Source organism: Cellulosimicrobium sp. I38E (assembly GCF_001647255.1).
Taxonomy (GTDB): Bacteria; Actinomycetota; Actinomycetes; order Actinomycetales; family Cellulomonadaceae; genus Cellulosimicrobium; species Cellulosimicrobium cellulans_E.
On the sequence record NZ_LUAZ01000013.1, the window covers coordinates 1 to 19,098 of the forward strand.

Annotated in this window: 12 protein-coding genes; 9 read left to right on the forward strand and 3 right to left on the reverse strand. The window is 75.8% G+C overall.

Annotation, left to right across the window (positions count from 1 at the left end):
* On the forward strand, positions 1-4,392 hold a 4,392-nt coding region (locus tag A0J59_RS03670; RefSeq protein WP_064315263.1), incomplete at its 5' end, for an FtsK/SpoIIIE domain-containing protein.
* 34 nt (positions 4,393-4,426) lie between these two features.
* Here A0J59_RS03670 and A0J59_RS03675 read toward each other — a convergent pair.
* Complete coding sequence (locus A0J59_RS03675; RefSeq protein ID WP_144425500.1) at positions 4,427-4,900, reverse strand: hypothetical protein; 474 nt, start codon at positions 4,898-4,900, stop codon at positions 4,427-4,429.
* A 236-nt stretch (positions 4,901-5,136) separates the two neighbouring features.
* Between A0J59_RS03675 and A0J59_RS03680 the strand changes: the two genes are divergently transcribed.
* Positions 5,137-5,385, forward strand: a complete 249-nt coding sequence (locus tag A0J59_RS03680) for a WhiB family transcriptional regulator (protein ID WP_021481972.1) — start codon at positions 5,137-5,139, stop codon at positions 5,383-5,385.
* A gap of 156 nt (positions 5,386-5,541) precedes the next feature.
* Here the strand turns inward: A0J59_RS03680 and A0J59_RS03685 are convergent, their stop codons facing one another.
* Positions 5,542-7,023 carry a sensor histidine kinase gene (locus A0J59_RS03685; RefSeq protein ID WP_047232092.1) on the reverse strand — a complete coding sequence of 494 codons (1,482 nt, stop codon included), beginning with the start codon at positions 7,021-7,023 and terminating at the stop codon, positions 5,542-5,544.
* A 145-nt stretch (positions 7,024-7,168) separates the two neighbouring features.
* On the opposite strand from A0J59_RS03685, the gene A0J59_RS03690 reads away from it, so the two are divergent.
* The 7 genes from A0J59_RS03690 to A0J59_RS03720 all read left to right on the forward strand — a co-directional run bounded on the left by A0J59_RS03690 (position 7,169) and on the right by A0J59_RS03720 (position 15,455).
* Positions 7,169-7,669 carry a DUF2505 domain-containing protein gene (locus A0J59_RS03690; RefSeq protein WP_047232091.1) on the forward strand — a complete coding sequence of 167 codons (501 nt, stop codon included), beginning with the start codon at positions 7,169-7,171 and terminating at the stop codon, positions 7,667-7,669.
* A gap of 263 nt (positions 7,670-7,932) precedes the next feature.
* On the forward strand, positions 7,933-9,267 hold the full coding sequence (locus tag A0J59_RS03695; protein ID WP_064315264.1) for an ABC transporter substrate-binding protein: 1,335 nt from the start codon (positions 7,933-7,935) through the stop codon (positions 9,265-9,267).
* A gap of 123 nt (positions 9,268-9,390) precedes the next feature.
* The gene (locus tag A0J59_RS03700) at positions 9,391-10,515 is read left to right on the forward strand and encodes a carbohydrate ABC transporter permease (protein WP_082141062.1); all 1,125 of its coding nucleotides are present in this window, start codon (positions 9,391-9,393) and stop codon (positions 10,513-10,515) included.
* Complete coding sequence (locus tag A0J59_RS03705) at positions 10,512-11,432, forward strand: carbohydrate ABC transporter permease (protein ID WP_047232089.1); 921 nt, start codon at positions 10,512-10,514, stop codon at positions 11,430-11,432. The genes A0J59_RS03700 and A0J59_RS03705 overlap by 4 nt, the downstream gene beginning before the upstream one ends.
* Positions 11,433-11,556: 124 nt before the next feature.
* The gene (locus A0J59_RS03710) at positions 11,557-13,092 is read left to right on the forward strand and encodes a glycoside hydrolase family 1 protein (RefSeq protein ID WP_053370069.1); all 1,536 of its coding nucleotides are present in this window, start codon (positions 11,557-11,559) and stop codon (positions 13,090-13,092) included.
* 55 nt (positions 13,093-13,147) lie between these two features.
* Positions 13,148-14,164, forward strand: a complete 1,017-nt coding sequence (locus A0J59_RS03715; RefSeq protein WP_047232087.1) for a LacI family DNA-binding transcriptional regulator — start codon at positions 13,148-13,150, stop codon at positions 14,162-14,164.
* A gap of 70 nt (positions 14,165-14,234) precedes the next feature.
* Entirely contained in the window at positions 14,235-15,455 is a 1,221-nt protein-coding gene (locus tag A0J59_RS03720; RefSeq protein WP_064315265.1) for a DNA glycosylase AlkZ-like family protein, read from the forward strand.
* A 5-nt stretch (positions 15,456-15,460) separates the two neighbouring features.
* On the opposite strand, the gene A0J59_RS03725 is transcribed toward A0J59_RS03720, so the two are convergent.
* Positions 15,461-19,090, reverse strand: a complete 3,630-nt coding sequence (locus A0J59_RS03725; protein WP_082918717.1) for a proline dehydrogenase family protein — start codon at positions 19,088-19,090, stop codon at positions 15,461-15,463.
* Between the last annotated feature and the right edge of the window lie 8 nt (positions 19,091-19,098).

Below are 19,098 nucleotides of genomic sequence, written 5' to 3' on the forward strand. Positions count from 1 at the left end.
AGGCGCGCCCCGACGCCCCCCGTCACCGACCCCGCGCCCGAGCGCGCCGGGCCAGGGGACGAGGCGTGGCTGCGCGTCACGGTGCATCCCGCCACGGACGTCCTGCTCCCGGCCGGGGCGCGCCTGGGCGACGTGCGCGGGGGTCTCGCAGAGCTCGTGTGCCGTCCGGAGCTGCGCACCGCCGCCCTGCTCGTGGACGGCGTCCCGGTCGATGACGACCAGCGCTGCGGGACCCGCCCCCTGCTCCCCGGGGCGACGGTCGCCGTCGTGCCCGCCGGCGGGAGGCCGGTCGCCGGGGCGGCCCGCCCGGACGCCGTGCTCGCCGCCCCGCTCCACGTCGCCGTCCTCGCGGGCGGGGACGCGGGGCGGCTCGTCGCCGTCCCGGACGGCGCGGGCCGCGCCCGGGTCGACGCGCTCGACGTCCGCCGCCGCGGCACGCCACGTGGCACGCGGGTCAGAGTCCGCGTGCCGCGCGGGACCCGGCGCGTGCCCGACGACGCGGCGGTCCTCGTCGCACGACCGGCCGGTGCCGGTCGCCGGCTCCCGTCCTGGCGCACGGTCCGGTGGCGCACGGGCGACGCCCTCGCGACCCCTCACGGCGTCTACGCCCTGCGACCGCGCCCCGCCCTCGTGCACGGACCCCGCACCGGCCCCGTGGACCCGGCCACCGTCGACGCGTCCCCGGGTCGGCCGAGCGCCGGCCACCTCGCGACCGCGGTCGTGCCCGCGGTCGCGTCGCTCGCCCTCGCCGTGACGTTCCGCCAGCCGCTGTACGCGCTGCTCGCCCTCGCCGGGCCGCTCGCGCTCCTCGGCCCCGCGCTCGTCGAGGGCCGCCGACGCCGCGCGGCCCGTCGGGGCGGCCGAGGTCCGGCTCCGGGGTCCGACGTGAGGCGAACGCCCGGTGACGACGGCGCACGCGCGACGACGCCCGTCGACCCGCTGCGCCCTCGGCCGGCAGACGCGCTCACCTGGGCGACGCTCGCGCGGCTCGCACCGGTCGCCACACCCCCCGGTGGGGCTCCGCCGGGCCCGGGCGCCGACCTGCACGCCGTCGCGGTCGCACCCGTCGCGCCCGTGCGGCTCCCCGACGGGTGCGTCGCCGTCGTCGGCCCCCGCGCCCTCGCGCTCGCCGCCGCGCGCGCCGTGCTCGGAGAGCTCCTGTCGACCGGTGCCGTGCCGACGTTCCGGCACCCGCCGCACGCCGCGGCCGACTGGGCCTGGTGCCGCTGGCTCCCTCGGGCGAGCGCCGTCGGCTCGCTGGACACCGCACGACCGCCGACCGGTCCGGCCGCCGTCCTCGTCGTCGACGGGGCCCCGCCCGCGGGCGAGCTCGCCCGGGCCTGGGAGCGGCTCGGGGCGACGGGGACCGACCTGCTCCTCGTGCTCGACGACGCGGCCCGCGTCCCGGCGTGGTGCCGGACGGTCATGGACGTGTCCGGCCCGACCGTCGTGGTCACCGGCCCGGACGACGCACGCACCGTGCGCGAGCACGTCGGGGCGAGCGAGGAGTGGGCTGTCGCGCTCGCCCGTCGGCTCGCCGCGGCGGACCATCTCGGCCGGCTGGACGGCACCGACCCCGCCGGGCACGACCCCGGTGACCCGACCTCACCCTCGCTGCCGGCGGACGTCGCGCTCGGCGACCTGCTCGGCCTGCCGGACGAGCCAGGCGACCTCACGGCGTGGGTCGACGCCCGCTGGCAGGACGCGGCACGGCGCGACGGGACCGGTCTGCGGGCTGTGCTGGGCGTCGGGGCCGGGGGCGCACCGGTGACCGTGGACCTCGTCCGCGACGGACCGCACGTGCTCGTCGCCGGGACCACGGGGGCGGGCAAGTCGGAGCTCCTCCAGACCCTCGTCACGGGGCTCGCGCTCGGGCGCTCGCCGGCGGAGCTGTCGATCGCGCTCGTCGACTTCAAGGGCGGCGCGAGCTTCGGGGCGTGCGGGCTCCTGCCGCACGTCGTGGGCACGGTGACCGACCTCGACCCGGGTCTCGCCGGCCGCGCGCTCGCCGGGCTGCGGTCCGAGCTGCGCCGGCGCGAGCGCGTGCTCGCCGCGGCGGGCGCGACCAGCGTCGACGAGCTCGCCCGAGGACGGCTGCCGCGGCTCGTCGTCGTCGTGGACGAGTTCCGGGCGCTCGCCGACGACCTGCCCGACCTGCTGCCCGGCCTGCTGCGCGTCGCCGCCCAGGGCCGCGCCCTCGGCGTGCACCTCGTGCTGGCGACGCAGCGGCCCGCCGGTGCCGTGAGCGCCGACGTGCGGGCCAACATCACCCTGCGCCTCGCCCTGCGGGTCGTCGACGTCGCCGACTCGCGGGACGTCGTCGAGTCACCGCTCGCGGCGCTCGTCCCGGCGTCGGCTCCGGGGCGGCTCGTCCTGCGCCGTGGTGCCGAACCTCCGCTCGCGGTGCAGTGCGCCCGGGTCGGGGCGCCGGCGCGCGCCGCGGCGTCGGGTGCGCGCGGCGCTCCCCCGTGGGGAGTCGCACGAGGCCTCCCCCGCGGAACCTCCGCGCCCGACGACGGCCGCGCGCCCGGCCCGGGAGCACCCCGGCCCGCTGACGACCGCCTTCGCCGGATCGTGGCCACGGCCCGCGACGTCGCGGAGCGGGCCGGCCTGCGCCCGGCGCCGCCGCCGTGGCTGCCCGCCCTGCCCGACCGGGTCGGGCAGGACGACCTCGCGGGCCTCGCACGTGCGGCCGGCCCCGCCCCGCACGACGGCGAGCACGACGGCGGGCGCGACGGCGGGCCCGCTACCGACGGCGCGCCGGACGACCCTGCGCACCCCGGCGACGGTCGGGCCGGCCCGGGGGGTCGCGCGGTGATCGCCGAGGTCGCGGCGCTGCCCGTCGCGCTCGGCGACGTCCCCGACCTGCAACGCCGGACGGTCGTCCGGTGGGACCCCCGCGACGGGCACCTCGCGGTGCTGGGCCGCGCACGCTCGGGCCGGACGACGGCGCTGCGGACCGTGGGACGGGCCGCGCTCGCGCGCGGGTGGGCGGTCCACGCCGTCGGGTCAGGGCTCGCCGACCTCGCGTCGCATCCCGGGGCGGGGACGGTCGTCGACCGCGACGACCCGCGTCGCCTCGTCCGCCTCCTGCGGCTGCTCGCCGGTCACGACGACGGCCAGGGGCGCCCCGCGGGGACCGACGCCACCGGCCGGGTCCTCCTGCTCGTGGACGACGTCGACGCCGTCCGGTCGGTCCTCGCGGGCGTGGCGGGCGGTGCCGGCGCCGACGCGCTCGCGGACGTGCTCGCGGGCCCCGCCGCGGTCGCCGTGGGGTGCGCCAGCCCGACGGTCGCGGGGCTGTCGTCGCTGGTCGGGGTGCGCGCGGTGATGGTGTCGCGCGACCGCCACGACGACGTGGCGCTCGGCGTGCCCTCCGCGCTCGCCGGACGGGGAGGCCCGGCGGGGCGGGCGGTGTGGCTCGGTCGCGGCGAGCCGGTCCTGTGCCAGGTCGCCCTCCCCGCGCAGCCGCCGCCGGAGCACGCTCCCGAGAGACCGGCGCTCCCGGCCGCCGCACGGCCGGGAGCGCCGGACCGAGACGCTCGGCCCGGCGCGTTCCGGCTCGTGCCGCTGCCCGCGCGGGTCGCCCCCGCCGACCTCACCACCCCGGACCCGCTCCACGCGTCGGCCGGCCCGGGCCCCGCGTGTGCCGGGCCGGGCCCCGAGCCGGACGGTCCGCGCCTCGCGTCGGCTGCGTTCCACGTCCCGGTGGGTCGGGGCGGCGACACGGCCGTCACGGTCACGTTGGACGTGTCGGGCGGCGCGCTCGTGGTCGGCCCGCCGGGCTCGGGGCGCACGAGCGCGCTGACCCTCCTCGCGCGGCACGTCGCGCGCGCGGGCGCGCTGCGCGCGGTCGTGGCCCGCGACGCCGTGCTCGCCGCGGCCGGACCCGGGACCGACGTGGTCCGCCGGTACGCGCCGGCCGACGTCGGCGCGCTCCTCGACGCCGTCGCCGCCGGCACGCGCGAGACCGGGCAGGAGGACGCGCTCGGGAACGGTCCACGGGGACGGCCCGGCGTGGTCGTGGTCGACGACCTCGACGTCCTCCTCCAGCTCTGCGTGGTCGAGGGCGAACGGCTCGCGGCAGCGTGCCGGGACGGCCTCGTGCTCCTCGCGTCCGCGACCACCGGCGGCGCCGCGTCGGCACTGCGCGGCCCGCTCGCGGACCTGCGCGGCGTGCGCGCCGGCATCGTCCTCGCGGCGGGTGAGCGCGGCAGCGCCGAGGTGTTCGGTCGTGGCCTCGAGTGGCTCGCGGAGCCAGGGCGGCCGCGACCCGGCCGCGGGGTGCTCGTCCAGGGCGCTCGGCTCACCCCGGTGCAGCTCGCGCTGGCCTCGGCGGACGGTCGACGCTCAGGGGCGTCCGGGCACGCGCAGCCCGGGCATCAGGCGTGACGCACCAGGGGCCCGGGTGCCCGGCGCGCAGGTGTCAGGCCGCGGCCCGGGAGTCACGGGTCGTGGCCTCGACGACCGGCCGGAGCATGAGCAGGACGAAGACCACGACGGCGAGCACGAGCGCGGCGACGACCCACGGCGTGACGCCCACCTGGAGCGAGCTGATCGCCACGACGGCCTGAAGGATCTGCCACGTCGCGACCGGCGACCGCGCCCAGCGCTGCCCGCGCAGCAGGCCGCGCAGGCTCGCGGCGAGCACCGCGGCGACGCCCAGCGCGAAGACGACGAGGAACACGCTGACCCCGAACGACTGCGACCCGCCGCGCACGAGCTCGACGAGGAGGAGGACCGCGCCGACGACCAGGACCGCGACCTCGATCCCGACCCCGACGAGGAGCGCGGTCAGCACCGGGGGTCGCGACGCGCCGTCGGGCGCCGGTCCAGGCGTCGGGACGGGCGTCGTCGGGGGCTGCTCGGGCGGCTGTCCGGAGGGCTTGCGGGGAGGCACGATCACCCAGCGTACGCGCCGACCTGCGGCTTCACACCCGTGTGACGAAGACCTCACGATTCATGCGACGGAAACTTTCTCGTAACCCCTTGTGCTGCGCTTCACGAGGTGTGAACCTGGTTCAAGCATCAATCACCCCCGCCTCGAGCCCTGGTCCAGGCAGCCCCCTGCCGGGCATCACCGCGACGAGTCATCACCTCGCGACCAGGCTCCCCTCTGCCAAGGAGACGACGATCATGGACTGGCGCCACCGCGCAGCCTGCCTCGACGAAGACCCCGAGCTCTTCTTCCCCATCGGCAACACCGGACCCGCGCTCCTCCAGATCGAGGAGGCGAAGGCCGTGTGCCGTCGCTGCGACGTCGTCGACACGTGCCTCAAGTGGGCTATCGAGTCCGGGCAGGACGCGGGCGTCTGGGGCGGCCTCTCCGAGGACGAGCGCCGCGCCCTCAAGCGCCGCACCGCCCGCGCGCGCCGCGCCGGCTGACACGCTTCACCACGCTCCGCCCGCCCACGGGCGTCGAGCAGCACGTCGACGACGGGCCGTCACCCTCCGGGGTGACGGCCCGTCGTCGTACCAGGCAGTGGGTCCGGGCGGTCGCGCCAGGCGGCGCGCGGGGCGGGCGCGCCGGGACCCGAGTTCTCAGCCCTGGCGGTTGCCGTCGCGCAGGACGAGCGCGAGCACGACCTGCGTGCCCCCGCCGGGCCGCGGCGACCACTCGATGGTGCCGCCGAGCTCGTTCGTGACGAGCGTGCGCACGATCTGCGTCCCCAGGCCGCTCTTGGCGGCCTTGCCCGCCCGGGCGACGTCGCCGTCGGGCATGCCGACGCCGTCGTCCGCGACCACGATGCGCAGCGCGGAGCCCTCGCGCTCGACCGCGACCTCGACGGTCCCGGTCTCCTGCTTCGCGAGGCCGTGCTCCACCGCGTTGGTGACGAGCTCGGTGAGGATGAGCGCGAGCGGGGTCGCGTCCTCCGCCGGCACGAGGCCGAAGCTCCCGGTGCGGACGGTGCGCACGCTCGTGTCCGCGGACGCGACGTCGGCGGCGAGGCGCAGGGCCCGGCCCACCATGTCGTCGAACTCGACCTCCTCGTCGAGCGTCTGCGACAGGCTCTCGTGCACGAGCGCGATGGTCGCGACGCGGCGCATGGCCTCCTCGAGTGCGGCGCGCGCCTCGGGCACGTCCATGCGGCGGGCCTGGAGGCGCAGGAGCGCGGCGACGGTCTGGAGGTTGTTCTTCACGCGGTGGTGGATCTCGCGGATCGTCGCGTCCTTGGTGATGAGCTCGCGCTCGCGCCGCCGCAGCTCCGACACGTCGCGGCACAGCAGGACGGCGCCGATGCGCTGGCCCGACTCGGTGAGCGGCAGCGCGCGCAGCGACAGCGCGACGCGCTGCGCCTCGATCTCCGTGCGCCACGGCGCGCGGCCCATGACCACGAGCGGGAGCGACTCGTCGACGGGCGTCTGGTGCTCGATGAGGTCGGCCGTCACCTCCGCCAGCGAGCGCCCGACGAGCGGGCCGATGACGCCGAGGCGGTGGAAGCAGCTCAGCGCGTTGGGGCTCGCGTAGAGGACCTCGCCCTCGGAGTTGAGCCGGATGAGGCCGTCGCCGACGCGCGGGGCGCCGCGGCGCGGGCCGGTCGCCGCGTTGGGGAAGGGGAACTCGCCGCGGGAGATCATCGCGATGAGGTCGTCCGCGGCCTCGACGTAGTTGAGCTCGAGGCGGCTGGGCGTGCGCCCGCTGCCGAGGTTGGTCTGCCGCGCGACGACGGCGATCGCGCGCCCGGCGTGCAGGACGGGGATCGCCTCCTCCCGGACCGCGTACGCGCCGAACCAGCGCGGCTCGCGCGAGCGCTGGGAGCGGACCTCGGTGAGCGCGCGCTCGAGCTGCGGGCGCTGCCCCTCGGGGGCGAACGAGCCCACGATGTCGTCGTAGTGGACGGTCGCGCCGGTCGACGGGCGGCACTGCGAGACGGCGACGAAGTTGCCGTCGGTCGTGGGGAGCCACAGCACGAGGTCGGCGAACGCGAGGTCGGAGATCACCTGCCAGTCGCCCACGAGCAGGTGCAACCACTCGTTGTCCGCCGGGCTGAGGTCGGCGTGGCGGGAGATGAGGTCACTCATGGCAGACACGGACCCCAGCGTAAGGGGGTCGGACCGGTAGAGTCCCCTCAGCGCCCGCGCGCGCGGTCGCCCGAACCCGCCGACCGGCCCGGCGGCCGACCCGCACAGGTCGGCGGCAGGTCGGCCCGTGGCCCGAGGAGGTCCCGTGCACCTGAGCGTCGAGCTCCGCTACCCCGCCGCCGTCCCCGTGGTCGGCGCGATGCTCGCCGACGAGGAGTTCGTGCGCTGGCGCGCCGCACGCTCCGGCGGCGACGGGGCCCGCGTCGAGCAGGTCGACGTCACCGGCGGCGCCGTCGAGGGCTTCACGGTGACGGTCCGCCGCACCCTGCCCACCGACCAGATCCCGGCCCACGTCCGGTCCTTCGTCGGGGGCCAGCTCGAGATCCGGCAGGCGGAGGCCTGGGAGCCGGAGCGCGACGGCGAGCGGTCCGGGACCGTCTCGCTCGAGATCACCGGCGCCCCGGTGCGGCTCACGGGGACGGTCACGCTCTCGCCCGACGGCGACGGCACCGTGGAGCGCTACGCGGGAGAGGTGAAGGCCTCCGTGCCGCTGTTCGGCGGCGCGATCGAGCAGGCGGCCGCGGAAGCCGTCCGCGCGGCGCTCGCGGCGGAGGAGTCCGCGGGCCGGGAGTGGCTCGCGCGCTGACGCCGCCCGGCGCCCCGATCAGGTCCGGGGAGCCGGTCTCGAACCGGTAACGATTTCCCCGGAACCCTACCGACCGGTCGATCATGAAAACCTCCTGACCTGCGGGAACGCGCGAGTGGGAGCGCGACCACACCGTCGTCGTCGCGACCGTGGCTTGACACGGGTTCGGCCGGGAAAGCACGATCACCCCGTTGTGTGGAAGCGCTACCACATTGGAGGTGGGAGCGCTGCCACGACCCCGCCCCACCGACAAGGGAGTCACCGTGCTGAGCAGCACCCGTACGACCCGCCGGCCCCGCAAGGCGATCGCCGCCGTCGCAGGCCTCGCGGCCATCACCCTCACCCTGACCGCGTGCTCGAGCGGCTCCGGCTCGAACGACGACGAGACGGGCTCCGGCGACGGCGAGAAGATCACCCTCACCGTGGCCACGTTCAACGACTTCGGCTACACCGACGAGCTCCTCGCCGCGTACACCGAGGAGCACCCGAACGTCACCGTCAAGCAGACCAAGGCGGCGAAGTCCGAGGACGCGCGCACCAACCTCACCACCAAGCTCGCCGCCGGCGGCGATGGCCTCGCGGACATCGAGGCCATCGAGGTCGACTGGCTGCCTGAGCTCATGCAGTACCCCGACCTCTTCACCGACCTCACCGACTCGTCGCTCGACGGTCGCTGGGTGGACTGGAAGGTCCAGCAGGCCACGACGCCGGACGGCAAGCTCATCGGCTACGGCACCGACATCGGCCCGAGCGCGATCTGCTACCGCCAGGACCTCTTCGAGGCCGCCGGCCTGCCGACCGACCCCGCCGAGGTGGCGGAGCTCCTCGGCGGCGAGGACGCGACGTGGGACGACTACTTCGCCGCGGGCAAGACCTTCGTCGCCGCGAGCGACGCGGCCTGGTACGACTCGGCCATGTCGATCTCGCAGGCGATGGTCAACCAGATCGACAACGCCTACGAGGAGTCCGACGGCACGCCCAAGGACCTCGCGACGAACCAGCCGATCATCGACATCTACGACACGGTCCTCGAGCAGTCCACGACGAACGAGCTCTCGGCGGGCCTCGAGCAGTGGTCGGGCGACTGGGACGCCGCGTTCCAGAACGACGGCTTCGCGACGATGATCTGCCCGGCGTGGATGACGGGCCCGGTCGAGGAGCGCTCGGGTGGCGTGACCGGCTGGAACGTCGCGGACGTCTTCCCCGGCGGCGGCCTCAACTGGGGCGGTTCGTTCCTCACGGTCCCGGCCTCCGGCCCGAACGCCGAGGCGGCCAAGGAGCTCGCCGCCTGGCTGACCGACCCGGTGCAGCAGACGACGGCCTTCGAGAACGCGGGCACGTTCCCGTCGCAGATCGAGGCCCAGGAGTCCGACGCCGTGCAGTCGTTCACGAACGACTTCTTCAACAACGCCCCGGTCGGCACGATCTTCGTGAACCGTGCGCTCGCGATCGACAGCGCGCCGTTCAAGGGCGCCAACTACTTCTCGATCCACACGACCGTCCAGGACGGCATCAAGCGCGTGGACGTCGAGAAGACCGACGACGCCGCGTCCTCGTGGCAGAAGACGCTCCAGTCCTTCCAGGACCTGGGTCTGTGACCTGACGGGGCCGGGGCGGCACCACGGTGCCGCCCCGGCCCCGCTCGCGTCCACCGCCGGGCGCCGCCGCCCCGGCGGCCGCCCGACCGCCACCCGCAGTCACCAGCAGCCCAGGAACCTCACATGGCCGTCCTCTCGCCCACCCAGCCCTCCCCGGGGCTCAGCGGGCCGACGCCGCGCACGCCGCGACGCGTCGGCTTCTCCCAGCGCCTGAGCCGCTGGGACGTCAAGGTCTCGCCCTACCTCTACATCTCGCCCTTCTTCATCCTGTTCGCGATCACGGGCCTCTTCCCGCTCGTGTACACGGCCGTGGTGTCGGTCTACGACTGGAACCTGCTCGGCGGTCAGGGCGACTTCGTCGGCCTCCAGAACTACACGGACGTGCTCGCGCAGCCGACGTTCTGGAAGTCGCTGCGCAACACCGTCTCGATCTTCGTCCTGTCGTCCGTGCCGCAGGTGATCGCCGCCATCGCGATCGCCGCGCTGCTCGACCAGAACCTCCGCGCCGCCACGTTCTGGCGCATGGGGGTCCTGCTCCCGTACGTCGTCGCCCCCGTCGCGGTCTCGATGATCTTCGGCCGCCTCTTCGCCGACCAGTACGGCCTCATCAACGAGCTCCTGGGCTTCGTCGGCATCGAGCCGATCCGGTGGCACGCGGACGCGCTCGCGAGCCACGTCGCCATCGCCTCGATGGTGAACTTCCGCTGGACCGGGTACAACGCGCTGATCTTCCTCGCGGCGATGCAGGCCGTGCCGCGCGAGCTGTACGAGGCCGCGATCATCGACGGTGCCGGACGCGTGCGCCAGTTCTTCTCCGTGACCGTCCCGCAGATCCGCGCCACGATCATCTTCGTCGTCATCACGTCGACGATCGGCGGCCTCCAGATCTTCGACGAGCCGCGCATGTTCGACGCGCAGGGCCTCGGCGGCGCCGACCGCCAGTGGATGACGACCGTGCTCTACCTCTACGACGTCGCGTGGGGCAACCAGAAGAACTTCGGGCGCGCAGCCGCGGTCGCCTGGCTGCTGTTCCTCCTCATCATCCTCATCGGCATCGTCAACTTCCTCGTCACCCGACGGATCGCCACGTCCAACGCCCAGCCACGCCCGCCACGGTGGGTCCGCCGTCGCCGCGAGACCCAGAAGCGCCTGCGCGCCGAGAGCGCCATCTCGGCCCAGCGCTCGCGCACGGGCACCACGGACGCCGACACGACCGCCGCCAGCACGACCGACCGGAGGAAGCGATGAGCTCCGTCCCCGTCATCGCCCAGACCGCCGGGCCGGGTGCGGCCCGCGCCGCCGCCCGACGCCGCGGCGCCGGGAAGAACGTCGGCGGTACCCAGCGCCGGCCGCGGTGGGTCACCTACACGATCCTCGGGATCGTCCTGCTGGTCTCGATCTTCCCGCTGTACTTCACGCTGATCCTGGGCTCCTCCACCCCGGAGGAGATCTCGCGCAGCGCGCTGCCCCAGCTCCTGCCGGACGCGAGCCTGTTCGACCGGTTCGCCGAGGTCATGAACTCCGACGCGATCAACTTCTGGAAGGCCGCCTGGAACTCGGTGGTCGTCGCGGTGCTCACGTCGCTGTCCGTCGTGCTCTTCTCGACGCTCGCGGGCTTCTCGTTCGCCAAGCTCCGGTTCCGCGGGCGTGGGCCGCTGCTCGTGTTCGTCATCGCGACGATGGCGGTCCCCACGCAGCTCGGCGTCATCCCGATGTACATCCTCATGTCGGACCTCGGGTGGATCGGCAAGCTCCAGGCGGTCATCGTGCCGGCGCTCGTCACCGCGTTCGGCGTCTTCTGGATGACGCAGTACCTGGGTGAGGCGCTGCCCTACGAGCTCATCGAGGCGGCCCGCGTCGACGGCGCGTCGATGTTCCGCACGTTCTGGTCGATCGCCCTCCCGGCGGCCCGCCCGGCCGCGGCGATGCTCGGTCTGTTCACGTTCGTCCAGCAGTGGACGAACTTCTTCTGGCCGTCGATCGTGCTCAACCAGAACAACCCGACGCTGCCCCTCGTGGTGCGGTCCCTCCAGTCGAACTTCTTCGTCGACTACTCGCTCGTCATGGCGGGGATCTTCCTCGTGACCCTGCCGCTGATCGTCATCTTCATCTTCACCGGCCGCCAGCTCGTGGCGGGCATCATGCAGGGCGCCGTCAAGGGCTGACGCCCGGCGCCACCGCGCGGCCCGCACCACCCCGGTGCGCGACGCCGCGCGGCAGACCGTCGCGCGGGCGGGCCCACCGGCCCGCCCGCGCGCCACTCCTCGACCCTCGAAGGACAATCGACCCATGACCAGCTTCGTCCCGTCCGCGCCCCTCCTCCCGAACCCGGCGACCGCGACCGGACGCGTCGAGATGCCCCCGGGCTTCCTCTGGGGCGCCGCGACCGCCGCGTTCCAGATCGAGGGCGCCGGGCACACCGACGGCCGCACGGACTCGGTGTGGGACGCGTTCGCCCGCGTCCCGGGCGCCGTCGTGAACGGCGACGACGGCATGGTCGCGTGCGACCACTACCACCGGTACCGCGAGGACGTCGCGCTCATGCGCGAGCTCAACCTCGGCACGTACCGGTTCTCGACGTCGTGGGCGCGCGTCCGGCCCGACGGCGGCGCGCCCAACCCGGCGGGCATCGCCTTCTACGACCGCCTCGTCGACGAGCTCCTCGGCGCGGACATCCTGCCGTGGCTGACGCTGTACCACTGGGACCTCCCCCAGGCGCTCGAGGAGAAGGGCGGCTGGACCTCGCGCGACACGGCCTACCTCTTCGCGGAGTACGCCGTGACGATGCACGAGGCGCTCGGCGACCGCGTGGGCGTGTGGACGACGCTCAACGAGCCGTGGTGCTCGGCCTTCCTCGGCTACACCGCGGGCGTGCACGCGCCCGGCCGCCAGTCGCGCGAGGACGGCCTCGCCGCGGCGCACCACCTCCTGCTCGGCCACGGCCTCGCTGTCCAGGCGCTGCGCGAGCGCGCGCCCGAGGCGAACCTCGGCCTGACGCTGAACTTCACCGTGTCCGACCCGGTCGACCCGCAGGACCCTGCCGACGTCGACGCCGCGCGCCGCATCGACGGGCAGTTCAACCGGATCTTCCTCGACCCGGTCTTCCACGGCGAGTACCCCGCCGACGTCCTGGAGGACGTCGCGCCCTACGGTCTGCTCGACCACGTGAAGGACGGCGACCTGGAGATCATCTCCACGCCGATCGACACGCTCGGGGTCAACTACTACAACGGCGGTGCCGTCTCGGGGCACCCCCTGCCCGCGACCGAGTCCGGCGGCGGGACGCGCCCCGAGGGCGTGCGCGACGAGCCCGCGGACGACGCGCCGGTGCGCGCGACGTCGTCCCCCTTCCCGGCCGCGGACGACGCGCACGACCGCTCGCGCGGCCTGCCCCGGACGGACATGGGCTGGGAGGTGCAGCCCGAGGGCCTGACGCGCCTGCTCACGCGCCTCCAGCAGGACTTCACCGGCCCGCGCGGCGTGGCGATGTACATCACGGAGAACGGTGCGGCCTACCCCGACCAGGTGGGCGAGGACGGCTCGGTGGACGACCAGGACCGGCTCGAGTTCATCGACGCGCACCTGCGCGCGACGCGCGACGCGATCGACGCCGGCGCGGACGTCCGCGGCTACTTCGCGTGGTCGCTCCTCGACAACTTCGAGTGGGCGCTCGGCTACACCAAGCGGTTCGGCATCGTCCGCGTCGACTACGAGACGCAGGAGCGCACGGTCAAGGCGAGCGGCGCCTGGTACGCGCAGGTCGCGCGCGACAACGCCGTGCCGGCGCGCGACACGGCCGGCGCGGACGCCGCCGCCGGGGAGTGACGACACGGTGAGCGGGGCGGTGCGGTCGGCCGGGCGCGCGCGGGATACTGTCCTGATGAACAGCCTGCGCTCCGCGCCGACCCTGGACGAGGTGGCCCAGACGGCGGGTGTCTCGCGCTCGACCGCGTCGCGCGCGATCAACGGCGGCCTGCGCGTGTCGCCCGAGGCCCAGGCGGCGGTCGACGCCGCCGTCGCCCAGCTCGGCTACACGCCCAACCGCGCCGCCCGCTCCCTCGTGACGCGCCGCACCGACTCGATCGCGCTCGTGGTCCCCGAGCCGGACGAGCGCATCCTCACCGACCCGTTCCTCGCGGGCACGATGCGCGGCGTGAGCGCCGCGCTCGGCGGCACGGACCTCCAGCTCGTCCTGCTGTTCGCGCGGCCCGACGAGCAGCCGGGCCGCATCGTGCGGTACCTGAGCAGCGGGCACGTGGACGGCGCGATCGTCGCGTCGCACCACCGCGACGACGAGCTCGAGGAGGCGCTGCTCGCGGCCCGGCTGCCCGCGGTGTTCGTCGGCCGGCCGTTCCGCCCGACGCCCGACCTGCTCTACGTCGACGTCGACAACGTCGAGGGCGGCCGTCTCGCGGCGCGCCGGCTCGTCGAGGCGGGCCGCCGCCGCATCGCGACGATCGCCGGTCCGCAGGACATGACGGCGGGCGTCGACCGGCTCACGGGCTGGCGCGAGGTGCTCCAGGGTGCGGGCCTGCCCGACGACGCGGTCGAGATCGGCGACTTCGCCGTCGCGGGCGGCGCCGCCGCGATGGAGCGCATCCTCGCGGCACACCCCGACGTCGACGGCCTGTTCGTCGCGTCGGACCTCATGGCCGAGGGCGCGCTGCGCGTCCTCGCGGCGCACGGGCGCGACGTGCCGCGCGACGTGTCCGTCGTCGGGTTCGACAACCTCGCGACCGCCGCCTCGACGGTGCCGCCGCTCACGACGGTCCAGAACCCGATGGTCGAGATGGTCCGCGGCGCGACCGACCTCCTGCTCGACCTCGTCGGCGGACGCGGGGACGAGATCGCGTCGCAGGTCCTCTCCCCCGCGCTCGTCGAGCGCGACTCGGTCTGACCCTCCCGTCGCCGTGGCGCCCTGCCCTGGGCGCCGCGGCGGCGTGGGCGGGCGCTCGTAGCCTGAGCTCGTGACCTCGTCCTCGGCAGCCCCGACCCCGCTCTCGCGCGCCGACGTGCTCACGGCGCGCTGGCACGCCCAGCAGCTCGACCGCGCGCCCGGCGCGGCCGACTCCCCGGGCGACGTCTCCGTGCTCGACCTGGGCGTCCAGGACACCGGGCCCGACGGCGCGGCCTGGGGGCTCGCGGTGCGCGGCGCCCCGGGCGTGGCGCCGGGCAGCCTCCCGCCGGGCCTCGCCCTCGCGTGGACGCTGCGCGGCGCCCCGCACGTCTACCGTCGCGCGGACCTGGCCGACGTCGCCGTCGCGACCGCCCCGCTCTCCGAGGCCGACGCCGCCAAGCGGGTCTTCGACGCGAGCAAGCCACTGCGCGCGGCGGGCCTCGCCGTGCTCGACGCGCTGCGCACGGAGGCGCGGGTCGAGCGCGAGCTCGTCGTCGACCCCAGCGTCAAGGGTGATCTCTCGACGCGGCTCACGCAGCGCCTCCCCGAGCCCCACCTGCGCTGGTGCCGCTCCTGCGGCGCGACGCACAGCTACGAGCAGACCTTCCGCCTCGCCGCGCTCCAGGCGGGGCTCGAGCTGGAGCCCGGCACGTCGCCGCCGGTGCTGCGACGGGTGCCGGGCCTCGAGCCGTCGTTCTACGGCCGGCTCGGCGGCGAGGCCCCGCCGCGCCTCGACGTGGTGCGGGGCTACCTGCGCTTCTTCCCCGCCGCGAGCGTCCAGGACGTCGCGGGGTTCCTCGACGCGCCGGTCAAGGACGTGCGGGCCCACTGGCCCGACGACGCGGTGCGCGTGGAGATCACCGACGCCGAGCCCGGCGCGCGCCCGGCCGAGCGCTGGGCCCTGGCCGACGACGCCGAACGCCTCCGCGGCGCCGCGGCACGCCATCGCGACGCGCACCCCGGCACCGACGCGCCCGTCGTCCGGCTCGTGGGCCCGTACGACCTGTACCTCCAGCTCCGCGACCGCGCCACGCTCGTGGCCGACGAGGCCCGCGCCAAGGACCTGTGGCGCGTCCTCGGCCGGCCCGGGGCGGTGCTCGCGGACGGCGAGGTCGTCGGGACGTGGCGGCCCCGCGCGTCCGGCCGCCGGCTCATGGTCCTCACGGACCCGTGGGTCCCGTGGGAGGCCGGGCTCACCGACGCCGTCGCCGAGCAGGCCGAGCGCCTGCGCGCGTTCCGCGACGCGGCGTCCGTGACCGTCTCGTCGGCGGAGACCGCACCCACGAGGTAGCGGGATCAGCGCTTCACGTGGCCGTACCGGTGCGTCGTGCGGCTGACGGCCTGCTCGTGCAGGACCGTGAGCAGCTCGCGGCGGCCGCTCGCGACGACGGGGTGGTCCAGGACCGTGACCTCACCGACGCGCTCGGCCGCGGCCTCGTGCAGCCCGGGGGCGGAACCGACGACGCGGACGCGACCCCGGACGGCACCGGACGCGACGCGGCGCGCGAGCTCCTCGTCGCTCACCGCGGCGTCGCCCGTGCTCGGCACGACGACCGCCGGTACCCCCGCGGTGCGCGCGGCGTGCAGCACGCGCTCGACCTCGACCGGCGACGCGTCCGCGCCGACGCGCACGGTGAGCACGTCGACCGGGCGGTAGCGGAAGACGTTCGACTCGACGTGCAGGCCCGAGGGGTCGTGGCCCGCGGAGAACTCCCGCTCCCACCAGCGCGCGTCGTCGGCCTTCGCCCACGCGAGCCACGCCTCGGGCGCGGCCTCGCGCGCGGGCGGCGCGGCGTCGGCGGGCGCGGCCCGCCCGGGCGCCGTGGTTCCCGACGGCGTCCCCGCGCCCTCGTCGGCGCCCTCGCCCGTCGCGTCGGCCCAGCGGCCGAGCTGCGCGACGTAGTTCGGCCCGCCCGCCTTCGCGGCCGGTCCCACGGCCGACTGCTTCCAACCGCCGAACGACTGCCGCTGCACGATCGCGCCGGTGATGTGCCGGTTGACGTAGGCGTTGCCCACCTGGACGGCGTCGAGCCAGCGCTCCACCTCGGCGTCGTCGAGGCTGTGGATGCCGCCCGTGAGCCCGAACGGCACGGCGTTCTGGAGCGCGATCGCCTCGTCGAGCGTCGCGGCGGTCATGATCCCGAGGACGGGGCCGAAGTACTCGGTGAGGTGGAACGGCGACCCGGGGGCGACGCCCTCCTTGAGGCCGGGCGTCCAGAGGCGGCCCTCGAGGTCCGGCCCACCGTCCAGCTGCCGGGGCCGCACGAGCCACGACTCCCCGGGCTCGAGCGTCGTCAGGGCGTGCAGGAGCTTGCCGGACGCGCGCTCGGTGAGCGGACCCATGGTCGTCGAGACGTCGGTCGCGGGCCCGACCGCGAGCGAGCGCACCGCGTCCACGAGCTGGCGGCGCACGCGGCGCCCCGTCTCGGTCCGCGGGTCGCCCGCCGAGCCGACGAGGATCGCGAGCGACGCCGCCGAGCACTTCTGCCCCGCGTGCCCGAACGCCGAGCGCACGAGGTCCGCGACCGCGAGGTCGAGGTCCGCCGACGGCGTGATGACCAGCGCGTTCTTGCCCGACGTCTCGGCGAGCACCGGTCGCGACGGCTTCCACCGCGCGAAGAGCTGCGCGGTCTCGATCGAGCCCGTGAGCACCACGCGCGCGACGTCGTCGTGCGTGACGAGGCGCGTGCCGAGCTCGTCGTCGGGCACGCGGACGTACTGCACGACCTCGGTCACCGAGCCCGCGTCCAGCCCCGCGAAGTCCCCGGGTTCCGCAGCCACCGCGTCGCGCAGGCCCGCGTGGATCGCCTCGACGGCGACCTCGAGGCAGCGCGGCGTGGGCGGAGCAGGCTTGGCGAGCACGGCCGACCCGGCCGCGAGCGCCGCGAGGACCCCGCCCACGGGAATCGCGACGGGGAAGTTCCACGGCGGCGTGACGAGCGTGACGCCGTCGGGGGCGAACCGGGCGCCGGGCACGTGGTCCAGCTCCTCGGCGGAGCGCGCGTAGTAGCGCGCGAAGTCGACGGCCTCGCTCACCTCGGGGTCGGCCTCGGCGACGGTCTTGCCGGGCTCGTGCACCATCGCGGCGACGAGGTCCGTGCGCGCCTCCTCCAGGCGCCGGGCGACGGCGCGCAGCGCGGCGGCGCGGGCGGTCGGGGCGACCCGCGCCCACGCGCCGGTCGCGCGCACGGCGGTCGCGACGGCGTCGTCCACCTGAGCGGTGGAGGTGAGCCGGGGCGTGCGGACGGCCACGAACCCGGACTCGGGCCCGGCCACGTGCCGCGCCCAGTCGCGCGACGCGGCGACGGCGGGGTCGGTGTCGGCCGCGTTCGCGAACCCGCCGAACCCGGCGTCACGGGCGGGGTCGGCGTCGTCGTGGCCGACAACCCCGGGCTCGGCGGGCTGGTGCGGCCCGACGGCGGTCGGGGCGCCCGTGCGGGGGCGGCGGCGCGGCGTCACGTCGGCCTCCGCGTAGTGCACCCCGTGGCGCACGGACGCGCGGAACGCGGCCTCCTGGCGCTCCATGGGGCTGGCCGCGGGCGACCCGTCGGGCGCGAACATGGCATGCAGGAAGTTCTGCTCGGCGGCGTTCTCCTCGAGGCGGCGCACGAGGTAGGAGATCGCGACGTCGAAGTCCTCGTCGCGCACGACGGGCGTGTACAGCACGACGCGCCCGCCGCGCCCAGCGTGCGGGCCGCTCTCGACCCGGTCGGCCGCGACCTCGTCGCGCACGGCGCGGGCCTCGCCGGGGGCCATGCCCTGGAGCATCTCGACGTCGAGCGCGTGGCTCACGCCGCGGGCCCGGCCGAGGAGGACGGCGAGCGCGACGTGGAACAGGTTGTGGCTCGCGACGCCGATGCGCACGGCGTCGGTGCGGGGCTCGCGCAGCGCGTGGTCGAGCAGGCGGACGTAGTTCGCGTCGACGTCGGGCTTGGTCGGGTAGGGCGCCTGCGGCCACCCGTGCAGCTCGGCCTCGACGGCTTCCATGGCGAGGTTCGCGCCCTTGACGAGGCGGACCTTGATCGGCGCTCCCCCGGCGGCGACGCGCTCGGTCGCGAACCGGGTGAGCCCGTCGAGCGCGCCGAGCGCGTCGGGCAGGTACGCCTGGAGCACGATCCCGGACTCGAGGTCGTGCAGGTCGTCGTGCGCGAGGATCTCGCGGAACACGGCCGTCGTGAGGGCGAGGTCCTTGTACTCCTCCATGTCGAGGTTGAGGAAGACGCCGTGGTCGCGCGCCGCGCGGTAGAGCGGCAGCAGCCGCTCGACGACGCGGGCGCACGACCCGTCGAGGTCCCACGTGACGAGCTGCGACGCGACGGACGACACCTTGACCGACACGTAGTCGACGTCCGGGCGCCGCACGAGCGCGAGCGTGCGCTCGAGGCGCGCGTCCGCCTCGGCCTCGCCGAGCACGGCCTCGCCGAGGAGGTTGACGTTGAGCGCGTAGCCCTCCGCGCGGGTCCGGGCGAGGTGCGGGCCGAGGCCGCGGCCGGCGTCCGCCACGAGGTGGCCCACGAGCTGGCGCAGGCGCACGCGCGCGGCCGGCACGACGACGCGCGGCAGCACGGGCGCGACGCCCGCCCCGACGCGCAGCAGCGTCCGGTCGACCGGGCCGAGGAACGATCCCGCGCTGCCCGCGAGCTCGCCGAGGCGGCCGAGCGCCCGCGCGGCGACCTGCACGTCCTGGGGCCGCGCGACGTCGTCGACGAACCGGACCGCGAGCTCGAGGCCCGCGGGGTCGGAGACGAGCGCGCCGAGCCGCTCGGCGGTCTTCCGGGCCCGGGCGTCACCGGCACCTTCGCTGGCCGCGAGCCAGCGACCGGCCAGGGCCACGGCCTCCTCGACGAGGTCCTCCGGGGAGGTGAGGGTCGTTCCGCCGACGGCTCCGGGGGTGGGGAGCGGCCGGGCGGGCGCGTCGTTGCTCATCCCTCCAG

Coding starts and splice junctions, on each gene's coding strand:
- A0J59_RS03700 (WP_082141062.1), top strand. CDS start 9,391: ATGGCCGTCCTCTCGCCCACCCAGCCCTCCCCGGGGCTCAGCGGGCCG.
- A0J59_RS03710 (WP_053370069.1), top strand. CDS start 11,557: ATGACCAGCTTCGTCCCGTCCGCGCCCCTCCTCCCGAACCCGGCGACC.
- A0J59_RS03680 (WP_021481972.1), top strand. CDS start 5,137: ATGGACTGGCGCCACCGCGCAGCCTGCCTCGACGAAGACCCCGAGCTC.
- A0J59_RS03685 (WP_047232092.1), bottom strand. CDS start 7,023: ATGAGTGACCTCATCTCCCGCCACGCCGACCTCAGCCCGGCGGACAAC.
- A0J59_RS03715 (WP_047232087.1), top strand. CDS start 13,148: ATGAACAGCCTGCGCTCCGCGCCGACCCTGGACGAGGTGGCCCAGACG.
- A0J59_RS03725 (WP_082918717.1), bottom strand. CDS start 19,090: ATGAGCAACGACGCGCCCGCCCGGCCGCTCCCCACCCCCGGAGCCGTC.
- A0J59_RS03705 (WP_047232089.1), top strand. CDS start 10,512: ATGAGCTCCGTCCCCGTCATCGCCCAGACCGCCGGGCCGGGTGCGGCC.